At 62.7% G+C, this 13,349-nt stretch carries 12 protein-coding genes; 10 read left to right on the top strand and 2 right to left on the bottom strand.

Features of this window, described 5'->3' with window-relative positions; translation table 11 throughout:
* The first annotated feature begins 13 nt into the window (after positions 1-13).
* Positions 14-301, top strand: coding sequence for a YciI family protein (locus NKJ72_RS16455; protein ID WP_352478236.1), 288 nt, complete (start codon positions 14-16; stop codon positions 299-301).
* Entirely contained in the window at positions 298-1,236 is a 939-nt protein-coding gene (locus NKJ72_RS16450) for a heme-dependent oxidative N-demethylase family protein (RefSeq protein ID WP_352478234.1), read from the top strand. The genes NKJ72_RS16455 and NKJ72_RS16450 overlap by 4 nt, the downstream gene beginning before the upstream one ends.
* Before the next feature lie 97 nt (positions 1,237-1,333).
* Here NKJ72_RS16450 and NKJ72_RS16445 read toward each other — a convergent pair whose 3' ends face one another.
* Positions 1,334-1,516: a hypothetical protein gene (locus NKJ72_RS16445; RefSeq protein WP_352478232.1), complete on the bottom strand. Its 183-nt coding sequence runs from the start codon at positions 1,514-1,516 to the stop codon at positions 1,334-1,336.
* A 256-nt stretch (positions 1,517-1,772) separates the two neighbouring features.
* On the opposite strand from NKJ72_RS16445, the gene NKJ72_RS16440 reads away from it, so the two are divergent.
* The 7 genes from NKJ72_RS16440 to NKJ72_RS16410 all read left to right on the top strand — a co-directional run bounded on the left by NKJ72_RS16440 (position 1,773) and on the right by NKJ72_RS16410 (position 10,338).
* Positions 1,773-3,011, top strand: a complete 1,239-nt coding sequence (locus tag NKJ72_RS16440; RefSeq protein ID WP_352478230.1) for a hypothetical protein — start codon at positions 1,773-1,775, stop codon at positions 3,009-3,011.
* A gap of 122 nt (positions 3,012-3,133) precedes the next feature.
* Positions 3,134-4,579, top strand: coding sequence for a homospermidine synthase (locus tag NKJ72_RS16435; RefSeq protein WP_352478228.1), 1,446 nt, complete (start codon positions 3,134-3,136; stop codon positions 4,577-4,579).
* A gap of 187 nt (positions 4,580-4,766) precedes the next feature.
* Complete coding sequence (omp10, locus tag NKJ72_RS16430; protein ID WP_254817073.1) at positions 4,767-5,141, top strand: outer membrane lipoprotein Omp10; 375 nt, start codon at positions 4,767-4,769, stop codon at positions 5,139-5,141.
* Between the two features lie 292 nt (positions 5,142-5,433).
* Positions 5,434-7,575, top strand: coding sequence for a 5'-nucleotidase C-terminal domain-containing protein (locus NKJ72_RS16425; RefSeq protein WP_352478226.1), 2,142 nt, complete (start codon positions 5,434-5,436; stop codon positions 7,573-7,575).
* 150 nt (positions 7,576-7,725) lie between these two features.
* A complete protein-coding gene (gene hemH, locus NKJ72_RS16420; protein ID WP_352478224.1) occupies positions 7,726-8,790 on the top strand; it encodes a ferrochelatase in 1,065 nt (354 codons plus the stop codon).
* A 131-nt stretch (positions 8,791-8,921) separates the two neighbouring features.
* Positions 8,922-9,869 (top strand): SPFH domain-containing protein, encoded by a 948-nt coding sequence (locus NKJ72_RS16415; protein WP_352478222.1) that lies wholly within the window; start codon positions 8,922-8,924, stop codon positions 9,867-9,869.
* Between the two features lie 4 nt (positions 9,870-9,873).
* Positions 9,874-10,338, top strand: coding sequence for an NfeD family protein (locus NKJ72_RS16410; RefSeq protein ID WP_352478220.1), 465 nt, complete (start codon positions 9,874-9,876; stop codon positions 10,336-10,338).
* A gap of 13 nt (positions 10,339-10,351) precedes the next feature.
* Here the strand turns inward: NKJ72_RS16410 and NKJ72_RS16405 are convergent, their stop codons facing one another.
* Positions 10,352-11,353 (bottom strand): KpsF/GutQ family sugar-phosphate isomerase, encoded by a 1,002-nt coding sequence (locus NKJ72_RS16405; RefSeq protein WP_254817072.1) that lies wholly within the window; start codon positions 11,351-11,353, stop codon positions 10,352-10,354.
* A gap of 150 nt (positions 11,354-11,503) precedes the next feature.
* On the opposite strand from NKJ72_RS16405, the gene NKJ72_RS16400 reads away from it, so the two are divergent.
* Positions 11,504-13,261, top strand: a complete 1,758-nt coding sequence (locus NKJ72_RS16400) for an outer membrane beta-barrel protein (RefSeq protein WP_352478219.1) — start codon at positions 11,504-11,506, stop codon at positions 13,259-13,261.
* The last annotated feature ends 88 nt before the right edge of the window (positions 13,262-13,349 follow it).

The raw sequence follows: 13,349 nt of genomic DNA, 5'->3' as shown, positions 1-13,349 counted from the left end.
TCGGGAGACAACAATGTTCGTGGTTTCGCTGAACTACAAGGTGCCGCTGACCGAGATCGACCGCCTGCAGCAAGCGCATGTCGAGTGGCTGAAGGCCTGCTATGCGCAAGGTATCTTTGTCGCCTCCGGGCCAAAGCGGCCAAGGACCGGCGGCATCATCATCGCGCGCGGTCCACGCAAAGTGCTCGATGCCAGACTGGCGGATGATCCCTTCGCCAAGGCAGGTGCCGCCGATTATGAAATCACCGAATTCACGGCGAGAATGGCCGCTGCCGCACTGGAAGCCTACAAAGAAGCATGAGTTTCCGCCCACCGACTCACACACCCTATGACGGCTCCTCGAAACTGTTCACCATCGGGTTGAAGCCGCTCAGTCTCGATAGATGGATCGAGGTCGACGAATATCTGCTGCCCTATCTTGCCGAGAAACGCCGGCTTTACACGGAAATTCCAGACAAGGTTTTTGTCGAGGAGCAAGCAACGCGCGACGCCCAGCGCGAAGTGCTCGATCTGCTCGGTGCGCATCTGGCGGCGAACTTTCCTGAAACCCACAGGCGTACCGACAATGCGATCGAGGTGATCGACGGCATCGACAATCTCGAGGGTTCAGGCACCTCAGCTTCTTTCAGCGATGCGCCGCTTGTCGCGGCCTCGTTGCTCGTCCAGGAGGATTTGATCCTGATGCGCCGTGACGAGAGCGGCTGGCGTCTGGCGGCCGGCTCGCTCTGCTTCCCGTCGTCATGGTCGCTGATCGAAAAATTCGGCAAGCCGCTGCAGCAGATCCATGCGCCGGTACCGGGTTTCGGTCCAGGCACACGCCCGGCCGATCTCATCAACCGCATGTTCGATGGCCTCCAGGGCCAAGCCGTCGAGCGCTACAACTGGTCGATCCAGGCCGGCGACGCACTCTACCATCCGCTCTCCAACATCGAACGCATCGACCGCGCCAGCAATCGCCCGTCGAGATTCCCGGACGGCGACATCGACGCTCATGCTTTCATCCGCGTCGAGCGTCAGACGCTGAGAAAGCTCCCGGTCTCCGGCGACATACTCTTCACCATCCGCATTCATCTCGACCCGCTCGCCCTGCTGGAGCGCCACCGCGACCGCGCGGCGCTCGCAGCGTCCTTTGCCGAACAACTTCTGGCGCTGGACGAGGCACAGCTCGACTACAAGGGGATGACCGCCGACCGTGACCGGTTGGTCGAGCGGCTCGGGGCGCTGGCGCTGTCCTAGAGCAGTTCGTCGTTTCACGGAAACGCCGAACCGCTCTATCTCTTTGTTCTTGCGCAATTCCGGACGGAAAACCGTTTCACACTTTTCCTCGGATTCCCTAAATCGCAGCCACGCCCAGCAGCAGGATCGCGGACATCGCGGTAAAGACGGTGACGTTGACATCCCACCGCCAGCCCGCCGGTCCAAACGGCGGCCGGAACGGCAGATAGCCGTTCTCGTCATACAGCACGCCGCCGTAGATCGGCCGCGAGAGCATGGCCGCGAAGAATGCTCCATACATGGCCGCGGCCAATCCCCCCGCGAGATAGAGCCGCTCGGCTTCGAGTTGCCCCTTGATCCAGATAAGCCGAGCGCAATCAGCGCCACTCCGGTGTAGCTGAAACGGGCGGATGCGGCAGCCGCACCAGGGGCGGCGTCGCAGCTTTTTTCGCTGAGCAGCGTCTGGTGCTGGACGAGGCACAACTTGACTACAAGGGCCTGACAGCCGACCGTGACTGCTGGCGGACGACAACTCTAACTTGTGGCTTGGGGGAACAATGATCCAGCATCTTAGCAGGCCGGTCACGTTCATGGCCGCGATCCTGGTACTGTCGACAGCAGCCGAGGCAGAGCCGGTGACTTATGCCGGCAAGCTTGGAAAGAGCGATATCGTCGTCGAATTCACCGACGACCCCGCGGCGCCCGGCAGCCCGCTGGCCGGCCGCTATTTCTACCGCTCGAAGGGCGTCGACATCCCGCTGCAGGCCCGGTCCCAAAAGGGCAGCAGGTTCGAACTGGCCGAGGAGGAGGCATGCGGCGCCGACAATTGCGATGACGGAAAGGCCGCGCCGATTGCCGCCGTGTGGCGCCTGGCCTCATCCAGTAACGGCAAGACCCTTGAAGGCAGTTGGAACGGAAAGAGGGCGCTGCCGCTCAGATTGGAGCGGGTCGCAAGTCGGCAGGTGACCGGGAACGAGCCCGGCAGCCCGCTCGATCTCTACGATTTCAGCTTCATGAAGTTCTTCGCCAATGACACGCCGATCACCATGGAGACGTCCCCGTATGACTATCTGCGGCTGAACACTCAGCTTGATAACGGCAAGACGACTGGCTGGCCGGACGCGACCTACCGCTATGTCGTCGACCCCCGCACCAAATTCGCCACGCCGCGCATTGTCGAACTGTCCGGCAACGTTCCGATCGAGGCCGCGAATGCTCTGCTGCAAGACAGGCACTGGCGCGCAAACATCGGCGCACTGGGCTGCGTGGCGGCGCAAGATGCCGGTTTCAACGAAGGCGGGCCGATTGACGGCGTGAACGACGGCACGCTCGGAGGCTATGCGGACAGCACATTCGAAGTGAGCTCGCTGACGCCGCTGCTGATGAGCTGGCGGGAGTCCGGCAGCATCTTCTGCGGCGGAGCGCATCCGACCAACTATTCGGACGCCTACATCATGGATGTGCGGCGCGGCGTCCTGCTTGGCCTTCAGGACATTTTCTCAGATACGGTGGATGGCAAGCCCGGTCCTTCCCTCGTCTCCTTGGTCAAGCAGCGGCGCAAGAAACCGACCGATCAGACCGATATTGATCACGAAGCTGAATGCGGTATGGACGATCTCGTCGGCGAATATTTGGCGGTCAGCCTCTGGCGTGAGGGCGACAAGCAGGTTCTGGTGTTCGGGCTCCAGACCCTACCGCATGCCATCCAGGCCTGCGCCGACGATCTGCTTGAACTGCCGGTCTCCGAGGCACATGCCCTCTTCAAGCCTGAATTCGCAAGACTGGTCGAGCCGTAGCCGGAATGGCGCGGCGTGAGCCCGGCCGTCCGCTTTTCGCTTTATTGTGACAATGATCTATGGTTTGTCGCGCCGCGGCCAAGCCGCTGTTCCGAAGCGTTTTTTGAGGGAGTAATCGATAAATGGCGAATGAAAACTGGCCCGTTTACGGTGAGATCACCGGCCCTGTCGTGATGATCGGCTTCGGCTCGATCGGACGGGGAACGCTGCCGCTGATCGAGCGCCATTTCAAATTCGACAAGTCGCGCATGACCGTTATCGACCCGCGCGACGCCGACCGCAAATTGCTCGACGAGCGCGGCATCACTTTCATGCAGGATGCAGTGACCAAGAAGAACTACAAGAAGCTGCTGACGCCGCTTTTGACCAATGGCAGCGGCCAGGGCTTCTGTGTCAACCTGTCGGTCGACACTTCCTCGCTCGAGTTGATGAAGCTCTGCCGCAAGCTTGGCGTCCTCTATATCGACACGGTGGTCGAGCCCTGGCTCGGCTTTTATTTCGACGAAAAGGCCGACAACGCCTCACGCACCAATTATGCGTTGCGCGAAACGGTGCGTACGGAAATCGCAAAGAATCCGGGCGGCACTACCGCGATCTCATGCTGCGGCGCCAATCCCGGCATGGTCTCGTGGTTCGTCAAGCAGGCACTGGTCAACCTCGCCACAGATCTTGGCCTCGACTTCGCGGAACCCGCGCAGCACGATCGCGAAGGCTGGGCCAAGCTGATGAAGAAGGCCGGCGTAAAGGGCATCCATATCGCCGAGCGCGACACCCAGCGCACCAAGAAACCCAAGCCGATGAACGTGTTCTGGAACACCTGGTCGGTCGAAGGCTTCATTTCGGAAGGCCTGCAGCCGGCCGAGCTCGGTTGGGGCACGCACGAGGCGTGGATGCCGAAGAACGCCAAAAAGCACAAGAACGGCTCGAAGGCCGCTATCTTTCTGGAGCAGCCCGGCGCCAACACGCGCGTGCGCACATGGTGCCCGACGGCCGGTCCGCAATACGGCTTCCTGGTGACGCATAATGAGGCGATTTCGATTGCCGATTTCTTCACCTTGCATGGCAAGAAGGGCAAGGTGCAGTACCGGCCGACCTGCCATTACGCCTATCATCCCTGCAACGACGCCGTGCTGTCGCTGCATGAGATGTTCGGTGCCGCCGGCAAGGCCCAGCCCGCGCATCACGTGCTCGACGAAAACGAATTGGTCGATGGCATCGACGAACTCGGCGTGCTGCTCTACGGCCACGCCAAGAACGCCTACTGGTACGGCTCGCAGCTGTCGCTGGCCGAGGCGCGCAAGCTGGCGCCCTATCAGAACGCTACCGGCATGCAGGTCACGTCGGCGGTGCTGGCGGGCATGGTCTGGGCGTTGGAAAATCCGGAGGCCGGCATCGTCGAAGCCGACGAGATGGATTACAAGCGCTGCCTCGACGTGCAGAACCCCTATCTGGGGCCGGTCAGGAGCTATTATACGGACTGGACACCGCTCGACAATCGGCCTGGTCTGTTTCCCGAGGACCTCGACACCAAAGACCCGTGGCAATTCCGCAACATCCTCGTTCGATAGCAGCGTTGCCTCGACACTCCGCCAGCTTGCAATCGCCCGGAAATCGGGCGATTGAAGAGGGGCGGCCTAGAGCGACGTGCGTCCATTTGGACGCACAAAGTACGCTCCAGCACTTTGAATGTGCGCATCGTGCTTTCCGAAAATCGGATCGATTTTCGAGCCGATGCGAGAGGAGAGGATCTTGATGATGACGATTGCGCAAAGACTGCTTTCGGCTGGCATTGCCGCGGCCGCTGCCGTCACGTTGGCGGCCTGCACCACCACCGGCCCGGGCGAGCCACCGGTGATCACCGCCAAAGGGGTCGAAGGCTCCTGGATCGACGCGCAGGGCACCGGCTTATCCACCTTCAAGGGCGGCAGCTTCGCGACCGTCGCCACCGACACCGGCCAGAAGCTTGCCGATGGCAGCTACACCATGACCGGCGGCACCTCGGTCGAGATCCATGGCACTTCGCTGATCCGCCAGACGCCGATCAGCTTCAACTGCTTGATGGTCTCCACCAGCCAGCTCAATTGCACCAGCGCGAGCGGACAAAATTTTGTGCTGACCAGGCGCACCTGAAGTTCGATTCCGAATTGACTTTGCACAAGGGCGGCGGCTTCAAGCCGCCGTCTTCTTGCGCCGGCAAAGCTGATGCCGATTTCCGCTTGCATCGACTGAAACGCGATGTGAACATGGCCCGAGAGGGCTGTTACATCCAAGTCAAACAAGAGCGTTAAACGCGTCTGCGCATGACCCCGAAAATCGGAGTCGATTTTCGGAAAGGATCATGCGCAAAATAAAAATGGTACAGCGTCCTTTGCGCGTCCCAAATGACGCGCGGCGCTGTACTCGAGTCATCCGGGAGACGAGAATGAAGAAGATCGCTGCCATCGCCGCGCTGTCGGCATCGGCACTTGGCCTGTCGGCAGGGGTATCCTTTGCCGACTACACGCTGAACATCCTGCACATCAACGACTGGCACAGCCGCATCGAGAGCAACAACAAGTACGAATCGACCTGCTCGGCCGAGGAAGAGACCAAGGGTGAATGCGTCGGCGGCGCCGCCCGCCTCGTCACAGCGATCGCGCAGGAGCGCAAGAAGCTGGAAGGCCAGAACGTGCTGCTGCTCAGCGCTGGCGACAATTTCCAGGGCTCGCTCTTCTACACGACCTACAAGGGCAAGACAGAAGGCGAATTCCTCAACCAGATGAAGTTCGATGCCGAGGCTCTCGGCAATCATGAGTTCGACGATGGCGAGTCGGCGCTGGCGCCGTTTCTCGACATGATCCAGTTTCCGGTGCTCGGCGCCAACGTGAAGGCCAATGCGCAATCCAAGCTCGGCGACCGCGTCAAGCCATCGATCGTGGTCGAGGTCGGCGGCCAGAAGATCGGCATCGTCGGCGCGGTCACCAACGACACGCCGGAGCTTACCTCGCCTGGCCCGAACATCGCCATCGAAGACGACGTCAAGTCGATCACCGCCGAGGTCGAGAAACTGAAGGGAGAGGGCGTCAACAAAATCATCGCGGTCACCCATATCGGCTACAAGCGCGAGCGCGACGTGATCGCCAAGATCCCGGGCGTCGACGTGGTGGTCGGCGGCCACAGCCATTCGCTGCTCTCCAACACCGACCCCAAGGCGGAAGGCCCTTATCCGACGATGGTCGACAATCCGGACGGCTACAAAGTGCCGGTCGTCCAGGCGGCGTCCTATTCGAAATATCTCGGCGAGTTCAAGGTCGTGTTCGACGACAACGGCGTTGTCAAAGAGGCCAGCGGCGATCCCATCCATCTCGACAAATCGATCACGCCCGACCCCGCCGTGCTTGCCCGCATCAAGGAACTCGGCGCGCCGATCGAGGCTCTGAAGAACAAGGAAGTTGCCGAGACCACCAAGGCGATCGACGGCAGCCGGGAAAACTGCCGCGCCCGCGAATGCGAGATGGGCAATCTGGTCTCCGACGCCGTCCTCGACCGGGTCAAGGGCCAGGGTGTCGAGATCGTCATCTCAAATGGCGGCGGCTTGCGCGCCTCGATCGACCAGGGCACCGTCACCATGGGTGAGATTCTCACCGTTCTGCCGTTTCAGAACACGCTGGCGACCTTCCAGATCTCCGGCAAGGATCTGGTTGCCGGCCTCGAAAGCGGCCTCAGCCAGGTCGAGGACGGCGCCGGGCGCTTCCCGCAGGTTGCCGGCATGAAATATGCGTTCGACAAATCGGCGCCGCCTAACGGACGCGTCAAATCGGTCGAGGTCATGGAAGGCGGCGTCTGGACGCCGATCAAGCCGGACAAGGACTACCTTGTCGCCACCAACAACTATGTCCGCCAGGGCGGCGACGGTTATAAGGTGTTCGCCGAGAAGGCCAAGAACGCCTATGATTACGGCCCGGGGCTGGAACAGGTCGTCGCCGACTACCTCGGCGCGCACCGGCCCTATACGCCCAAGCTCGACGGCCGCATCACCGAGATCGCCGCGACCGTGGCCCCGGCCGCGGAACCGGCCAAGCCTGCCGAACCGCCAAAACCTGCTGAGGCTGCGCCGGCAAAGCCTGCTGAACCGGCAATGCCCGAAATGCCGGCCGGCTCAGGCGACATTTCCAAGACGCCGCCGGCCGTCCCGGCGGAAACCGCGCCGGTGGCACCCGCACCCGCCGAGCCGGCCCAGCCGGCGGCACCTGCGGCTCCGGTCACACCGGCTCCGGCGACCCCTGCTCCGGCTGAACCGGCCGAGACGGCGCCTGCCCCGAGTCAGCCGGCCCCGAGTCAGCCAGCCCCAAGTGAACCGGCGCCAACCGAGCCGGCAAAACCTGCCGAGCCCGCCAAGCCGGCTGAGCCGGCACCGGCCGAAGGCAGCCATATAATCGTCGCCGGCGATACCTATTGGGATCTCGCGGTGAAGGCCTATGGCGACGGCACCAAATGGAAAATAATCTCCGATGCCAACAAAGCCTACGAGCCACGCCGGCTGCCGGTCGGCGCAACTTTGACGATCCCGGCGGCGTCGAAGTAATCCGGCCGCAGGAACGCAATGCACCCGCCCGGCAGACCGGGCGGGTGTTGCATTTCTGGGATAAGGTGCGGCCAGACGCAGCATTTGAAAACCGGCGCGGCATCGCTACTTTCGCCGCGGCACCGTTGGTTCGCGGTGTTGGAGAACCTCATGACGCTTGCCAACCCTGCTGAAATCAAAGCCGAGAAGACCGCCGCCTCGCCGTCGGCAGGGCGCCCTCCGGTCAGGACCGGCAAGGTCGGTGTCATGCTGATCAATCTCGGCACCCCCGACGGCACCGGCTTCAAGCCGATGTGGCGCTACCTCCGGGAGTTCCTGTCCGATCCACGCGTCATCGAGCTAAACAAGGCGATCTGGTATCCGATCCTCTACGGCCTGGTCCTCACCACCCGGCCGAAGAAGTCGGGCGCCAACTATGCCAGGATATGGAACCGGGAGCGCAACGAGTCGCCGCTGCGCACCTACACCCGCGGCCAGGCCGAGAAGCTCGGGCTCGCGCTCGGCGACCTCCCCAATGTCGTTGTCGACTGGGCGATGCGCTACGGCAACCCTTCGACCGCGAGCGTGGCCAAGAGACTGGTCGAGCAAGGCTGCGAGCGCATCCTGTCTTTCCCGCTCTATCCGCAATATTCGGCGACGACGACTGCGACTGCCAACGACCAGCTGTTTCGCGCGCTGATGAAGATGCGCCGCGCCCCGGCCATTCGCAGCGTGCCGCCCTATTACAACGAGCCGGCCTATATTGAGGCGCTCGCCCGTTCGATCGAAAAGCATCTGGCGAACCTCGACTTCGAACCGGAAATTGTCATCGCTTCCTATCACGGCATTCCGAAACCCTATTCCGACAAGGGCGATCCCTACCAGGCCCATTGCCTCGAGACGACGCGGCTGCTGCGCGAAAAGCTCGGCTGGGGGGAAAACAAGCTGATCACCACCTTTCAGTCGCGCTTCGGCGCGCAGGAATGGCTGCAGCCCTACACCGACAAGACGGTCGAAAGACTAGGGCGCGAAGGCGTGAAATCGATCGCCATCGTCAACCCCGGCTTTTCCGTCGACTGCATCGAGACGCTGGACGAGATCGGCAGGGAAGCGGCCGAGACCTTCCACCATGCCGGCGGTGAAAAGTTCGCACACATCCCTTGCCTCAACGACAGTACCGAGGGCATGGCGGTGATCGAGGCAATGGTGCGGCGCGAGCTGTCCGGCTGGGCCTGAACAGATCACCCGTCTATTCACCGGCAATCCATGATCACCTGATTGTAACGTTGCTGAAACACACTTAAGTGTTTGATCAAGCCGGCCGCGTGGAACTGTCCGGCATGGCCGGCCTTTGAGGGGAGAGCCAAATGGGTTTCAGTGGTTTCGATATCGCGCTTCTTGTTCTTGTCGCCCTTGTCGTGCTGGTGCTTTTCAAAGGCATCCGGACAATTCCGCAAGGCTATAATTATACCGTCGAACGCTTCGGCCGTTACACCAAGACATTGAGCCCGGGCCTCAACCTCATCATGCCCTTCGTCGACCGTATCGGCGCCAAGATGAACATGATGGAGCAGGTGCTCGACGTCCCGACGCAGGAGATCATCACGCGCGACAACGCCACTGTTGCCGTCGACGGCGTCGCCTTCTATCAGGTGCTGAACGCGGCGCAGGCCGCCTACCAGGTCGCCGGCCTGCAGAACGCTATCCTCAATTTGACGATGACCAACATCCGCACCGTCATGGGCTCGATGGACCTCGACGAGCTGTTGTCGAACCGCGACGCCATTAACGAGCGCCTGCTGCGCGTCGTCGATGAGGCGGCGCATCCCTGGGGCATCAAGATCTCCCGTGTCGAGATCAAGGACATCAACCCGCCGGCCAATCTCGTCGAATCGATGGGCCGCCAGATGATGGCCGAGCGCAATAAGCGCGCCCAGATCCTCGCCGCCGAGGGCCTCAAGCAGTCGCAGATTCTGGAGGCCGAGGGGCGCAAGGAAGCCGCCTTCCGCGACGCCGAGGCGCGCGAGCGATCGGCCGAGGCTGAAGCACGCGCCACGCAGGTGGTGTCGGAGGCGATTTCCAAGGGTGACGTGCAGGCGCTCAACTACTTCGTCGCGCTGAAATACACCGAAGCGCTGACCAGGATCGGCTCCGCGACAAACAGTAGACTCGTGCTGATGCCGATAGAGGCTTCCTCACTGATCGGCACGCTTGGCGGCATTGGCGAAATCGCCAGGGAAGTTTTCAAGGGCGAAGGCACCGCCGGTCCAGCACGACAGGCCCGCCCGCCCGTGGTTCGTCCCAGCGAGACCTGAGGCCATGTTCGACCGCATTGTTTCCGAACTCGGCCCGTGGAGCTGGATGGTCCTCGGCCTCGTCCTGCTGGTGATGGAGGTCATCGCGCCCGGCATTTTCATGCTGTGGATCGGCATTGCCGCACTGTTGATCGGCGTCGTCTCGCTGCTCATCTGGGGCGCCGGTTTCTGGACCTGGCAGGTCCAGGTCGTCGCCTTCCTCGTGCTGTCGCTGGTCTCGGCTTATGTCGGCAAGCGGCTGGTGGGGGGACGCCACGATGAGACCGACCAGCCCCTGCTCAACCGCCGCGGCGCACAGATGGTCGGCCGGACGGCGACCCTTGCCGAGCCGATCAAGGACGGGCGCGGCCGCATCAAGCTGGGCGACACCTTGTGGCGTGTCTCCGGCCCCGACCTCCCGGCCGGCACGCAGGTGCGCGTGACGGGTGCCGCTGATACCGATCTGGAACTGACGGTCGAGGCGGTCTAGAAAACTCGCTAGACTAGGCAGCACCGATACGCAGCAGGTCGTGCAGATGGACGAGCCCGATCGGCCGCCTGCCTTCGACCACCATCAGGCTGGTAATGGCCGAGTCGTTGATCGTCTGCAGCGCCGTCGCCACCAGCGTGTCGGGCGCGGCCATTTTTGGCTCTCTGGTCATCACCTGATCGACGCTCATGGCCAAGAGATCGCTGCCGATATGGCGCCTGATGTCGCCATCGGTGATGATGCCGATCAGCTTGCCGTCCGCGGCAGTCACCGCCACGCAGCCAAACCCCTTGCGCGACAATTCGAGGATTGCCTCGCGCATGCCGGTGCCGGACGACACCAGCGGCAGCCTATCGCCGACATGCATGATCTCGCGGATCTGCGTCAGGTTGGCTCCGAGCTGGCCGCCGGGATGGAACGTGCGGAAATGGTCCGGGGTGAAGCCGCGGGCCTCGAGCAGCGCGATGGCCAGCGCATCGCCCATCACCATTTGCAGCAGCGTCGAGGTCGTCGGCGCAAGCCCGTGCGGGCAGGCTTCCGGTGCTCGCGGCAGCAGAAGCACCACGTCGGCCGCACGCGCCAGCGCCGATTTTTCGCCCGCGGTGACCGCGACCAGCGGGATCGAGAAGCGCCTCGAATAGGCGATGATGCCCTTGAGCTCGAGGCTTTCCCCCGACCACGACAGGGCGATGATGGCGTCGTTCCTGGCGATCATGCCGAGGTCGCCGTGATTGGCTTCGGCAGGGTGAACGAAGAAGGCTGGCGTGCCGGTCGAGGCGAGCGTTGCGGCAATCTTCGAGCCGATATGGCCGCTTTTGCCGACCCCGGTGACGATGACGCGGCCATCGATCTGCGACACCATGTCGACGGCCCGTGCGAACGGCTCGGCCAGCCCGTTTTCGAGCGCGTCGGCCAATGCCGCGACGCCGGCCTGCTCTGTCGCCACCGTTCTCAGCGCCGAGGCAATCGCGGCCTGCCCGTCGTGCCGCTTCCTGTCTGGGGATTTCACGTCCATGGACGATGCGATTAGCGCTTCGGCGCGCGCCTGTCCAACGGAATTGCCGCCCCGAACACCCTGGCGGGCCATCCCTCAACGCTCCGTTAACCATCCCCATTTACGGTTTCGTAAGTATGGCGCGCGTGCGCCGCGCAAGCAGTGGTGCCGATGTCCGGGTTTCAGCCTCAAAACAAAACGGGACGAAAGGGCAAGGCGGTTCGCGCATTGCTGCTGGCAACCACTGTCTTTGCGTTGTCGCGTCCGACACTGCTTTGCGCCCAGGAAACCGAGCTGCGCGGCGAGGTTTCGGAATCGACAATCCTGGACGACCAGCAGTACAAGATCAGGCAAACGAGCATGGCTGGAACCCAAGCCGCCCAGGCGGCTGCAACCCCCAACGACAATACGCCGCTGCCTACCTATCGTCCGGCCAGCCAGGGGGCGTTGCCTGACGACGGCACGGGCAAAGCGGCCGCAACCGGCGGCACTTTCGATCCGCCGGCGGCCAGCGGCGACCCATTTCCCGACAACCCTCCTCCGCCGCCGCGACGGCGGCCAAGCGCAACGCGCGCCGCCAACGCGGCCAACGCCGAAGCCGAGACCACGGACAGCCATACGAGCAAGAGAACCGCGACTGCAGCGACGACCAATGACACCGACGCCGCCGCCATAGACGAGCAGGATACGGCCAACCGCCGTGCGGTGACCATCGATTCCGCCGAAAGGCTCAGGCTCGACCCCGGCGCCGAGCGCACCGAGGCCATCGAAGGCCAGAACAAAAAGAACGAGGACGACCCGTTCGCCGCCACCGGCATCAAGCTCGGCTCGTTCGTGATCCGGCCCACGCTCGAGCAAGGCCTGACGTCTTCGACAAACGCCGATTCGAGCAGCCTCGGCAAGCCGGCCCTGCTGTCGGAAACGACGCTGCGCTTCAACGCCGTCTCCGATTGGCGGGAGAATTCGGCGACGGTTGAGGGCTATGGCATCTTCCGCGAAACCTTGTCCGGCTATGACATTCACGAGGCGCAAGGCCACGTCGACGGCACACTCAACATCGATCTCGACAATGATCTGCGCGCCATCGCCAAGCTGGGCTATGAGGCCGTGCCCGAATCGGCCTCGGCGCCGGACGCAGTCGTCGGCGCCGTTGGCCAGCCGGTGCGCCAGACAGTGAACGGCAGTCTCGCCGTCGAGAAGGATGCCGGCAAGATGCGCTTCGCGCTGACCGGCGCGGTCGAGCACGACATCTTTGGCGACGCTAAGCTTTCGTCGGGCGGATCACTGTCGCAGAAGGGCCGCGACTCGACGCTCTACACGGCCATTTTGCGCACTGGTTACGAGATCTCGCCTGCCATCACGCCGTTCACCGAAATCGAGATCGGCCGGCGCGCTTATGATTTGCGCGTCGATCCAAACGGCTTCCAGCGCTCCTCGACCAGGCTTGGCGCACGGGCCGGCGTCGAGCTCGATCTCCGCGAGAAGCTTACCGGCGAGTTCTCGGTCGGCTGGCTGCGCGAAGCTATCGACGACGACGCCCTGCCGGCGATTTCGGGCGCGACGGTCAATGCCGATCTCAAATGGTCGCCGGAACGCGGCACCACGATCGGGCTCACCGCACAGACGACCGCCGAGAACACGACGAATGCGGGCGAAAGCGGCTCCATGCTCTATTCCGGCAGCCTCACGGGCGAGCGGCAGATCCGCGCCAACCTGACCGGAAATGCCGCTCTCGGCCTTGAATGGCGCGACTATACCGGCTCCGACGATCATGATTTGACGCTGAGCGCCGAGGCAGGGCTGACGTGGTGGCTGAACCGCTACACCGGGCTAACCACCCGCGCCAGGACTGAAAAACTGACCAGCAACCTGGTTGGGCGCGACTACACGGCCAATAGCATTTTCGTTGGCGTGAAGTTGCAGCGCTAAATGCATGTCGCGCAAAAGCATGCCCTCGGGCTTGACCCGAGGGTGTGCAGCGGTTTTGCGATAACGACTTGCATAAAAACAAGAACCT

The organism is Mesorhizobium sp. M0045 (genome assembly GCF_040323385.1).
Classification (GTDB): domain Bacteria; phylum Pseudomonadota; class Alphaproteobacteria; order Rhizobiales; family Rhizobiaceae; genus Mesorhizobium.
Note: the sequence above shows the minus strand (reverse complement) of the source record. Positions and strands in the feature narration are given on the sequence as shown.

What these genes read in the sequence shown, in the direction of transcription:
- NKJ72_RS16415 (WP_352478222.1), top strand. Translation starts at nt 8,922, where the DNA reads ATGGGTTTCAGTGGTTTCGATATCGCGCTTCTTGTTCTTGTCGCCCTT.
- NKJ72_RS16455 (WP_352478236.1), top strand. Translation starts at nt 14, where the DNA reads ATGTTCGTGGTTTCGCTGAACTACAAGGTGCCGCTGACCGAGATCGAC.
- NKJ72_RS16405 (WP_254817072.1), bottom strand. Translation starts at nt 11,353, where the DNA reads ATGGACGTGAAATCCCCAGACAGGAAGCGGCACGACGGGCAGGCCGCG.
- hemH (WP_352478224.1), top strand. Translation starts at nt 7,726, where the DNA reads ATGACGCTTGCCAACCCTGCTGAAATCAAAGCCGAGAAGACCGCCGCC.
- NKJ72_RS16440 (WP_352478230.1), top strand. Translation starts at nt 1,773, where the DNA reads ATGATCCAGCATCTTAGCAGGCCGGTCACGTTCATGGCCGCGATCCTG.
- NKJ72_RS16410 (WP_352478220.1), top strand. Translation starts at nt 9,874, where the DNA reads ATGTTCGACCGCATTGTTTCCGAACTCGGCCCGTGGAGCTGGATGGTC.
- NKJ72_RS16435 (WP_352478228.1), top strand. Translation starts at nt 3,134, where the DNA reads ATGGCGAATGAAAACTGGCCCGTTTACGGTGAGATCACCGGCCCTGTC.
- omp10 (WP_254817073.1), top strand. Translation starts at nt 4,767, where the DNA reads ATGACGATTGCGCAAAGACTGCTTTCGGCTGGCATTGCCGCGGCCGCT.
- NKJ72_RS16400 (WP_352478219.1), top strand. Translation starts at nt 11,504, where the DNA reads ATGTCCGGGTTTCAGCCTCAAAACAAAACGGGACGAAAGGGCAAGGCG.
- NKJ72_RS16445 (WP_352478232.1), bottom strand. Translation starts at nt 1,516, where the DNA reads ATGTATGGAGCATTCTTCGCGGCCATGCTCTCGCGGCCGATCTACGGC.
- NKJ72_RS16450 (WP_352478234.1), top strand. Translation starts at nt 298, where the DNA reads ATGAGTTTCCGCCCACCGACTCACACACCCTATGACGGCTCCTCGAAA.
- NKJ72_RS16425 (WP_352478226.1), top strand. Translation starts at nt 5,434, where the DNA reads ATGAAGAAGATCGCTGCCATCGCCGCGCTGTCGGCATCGGCACTTGGC.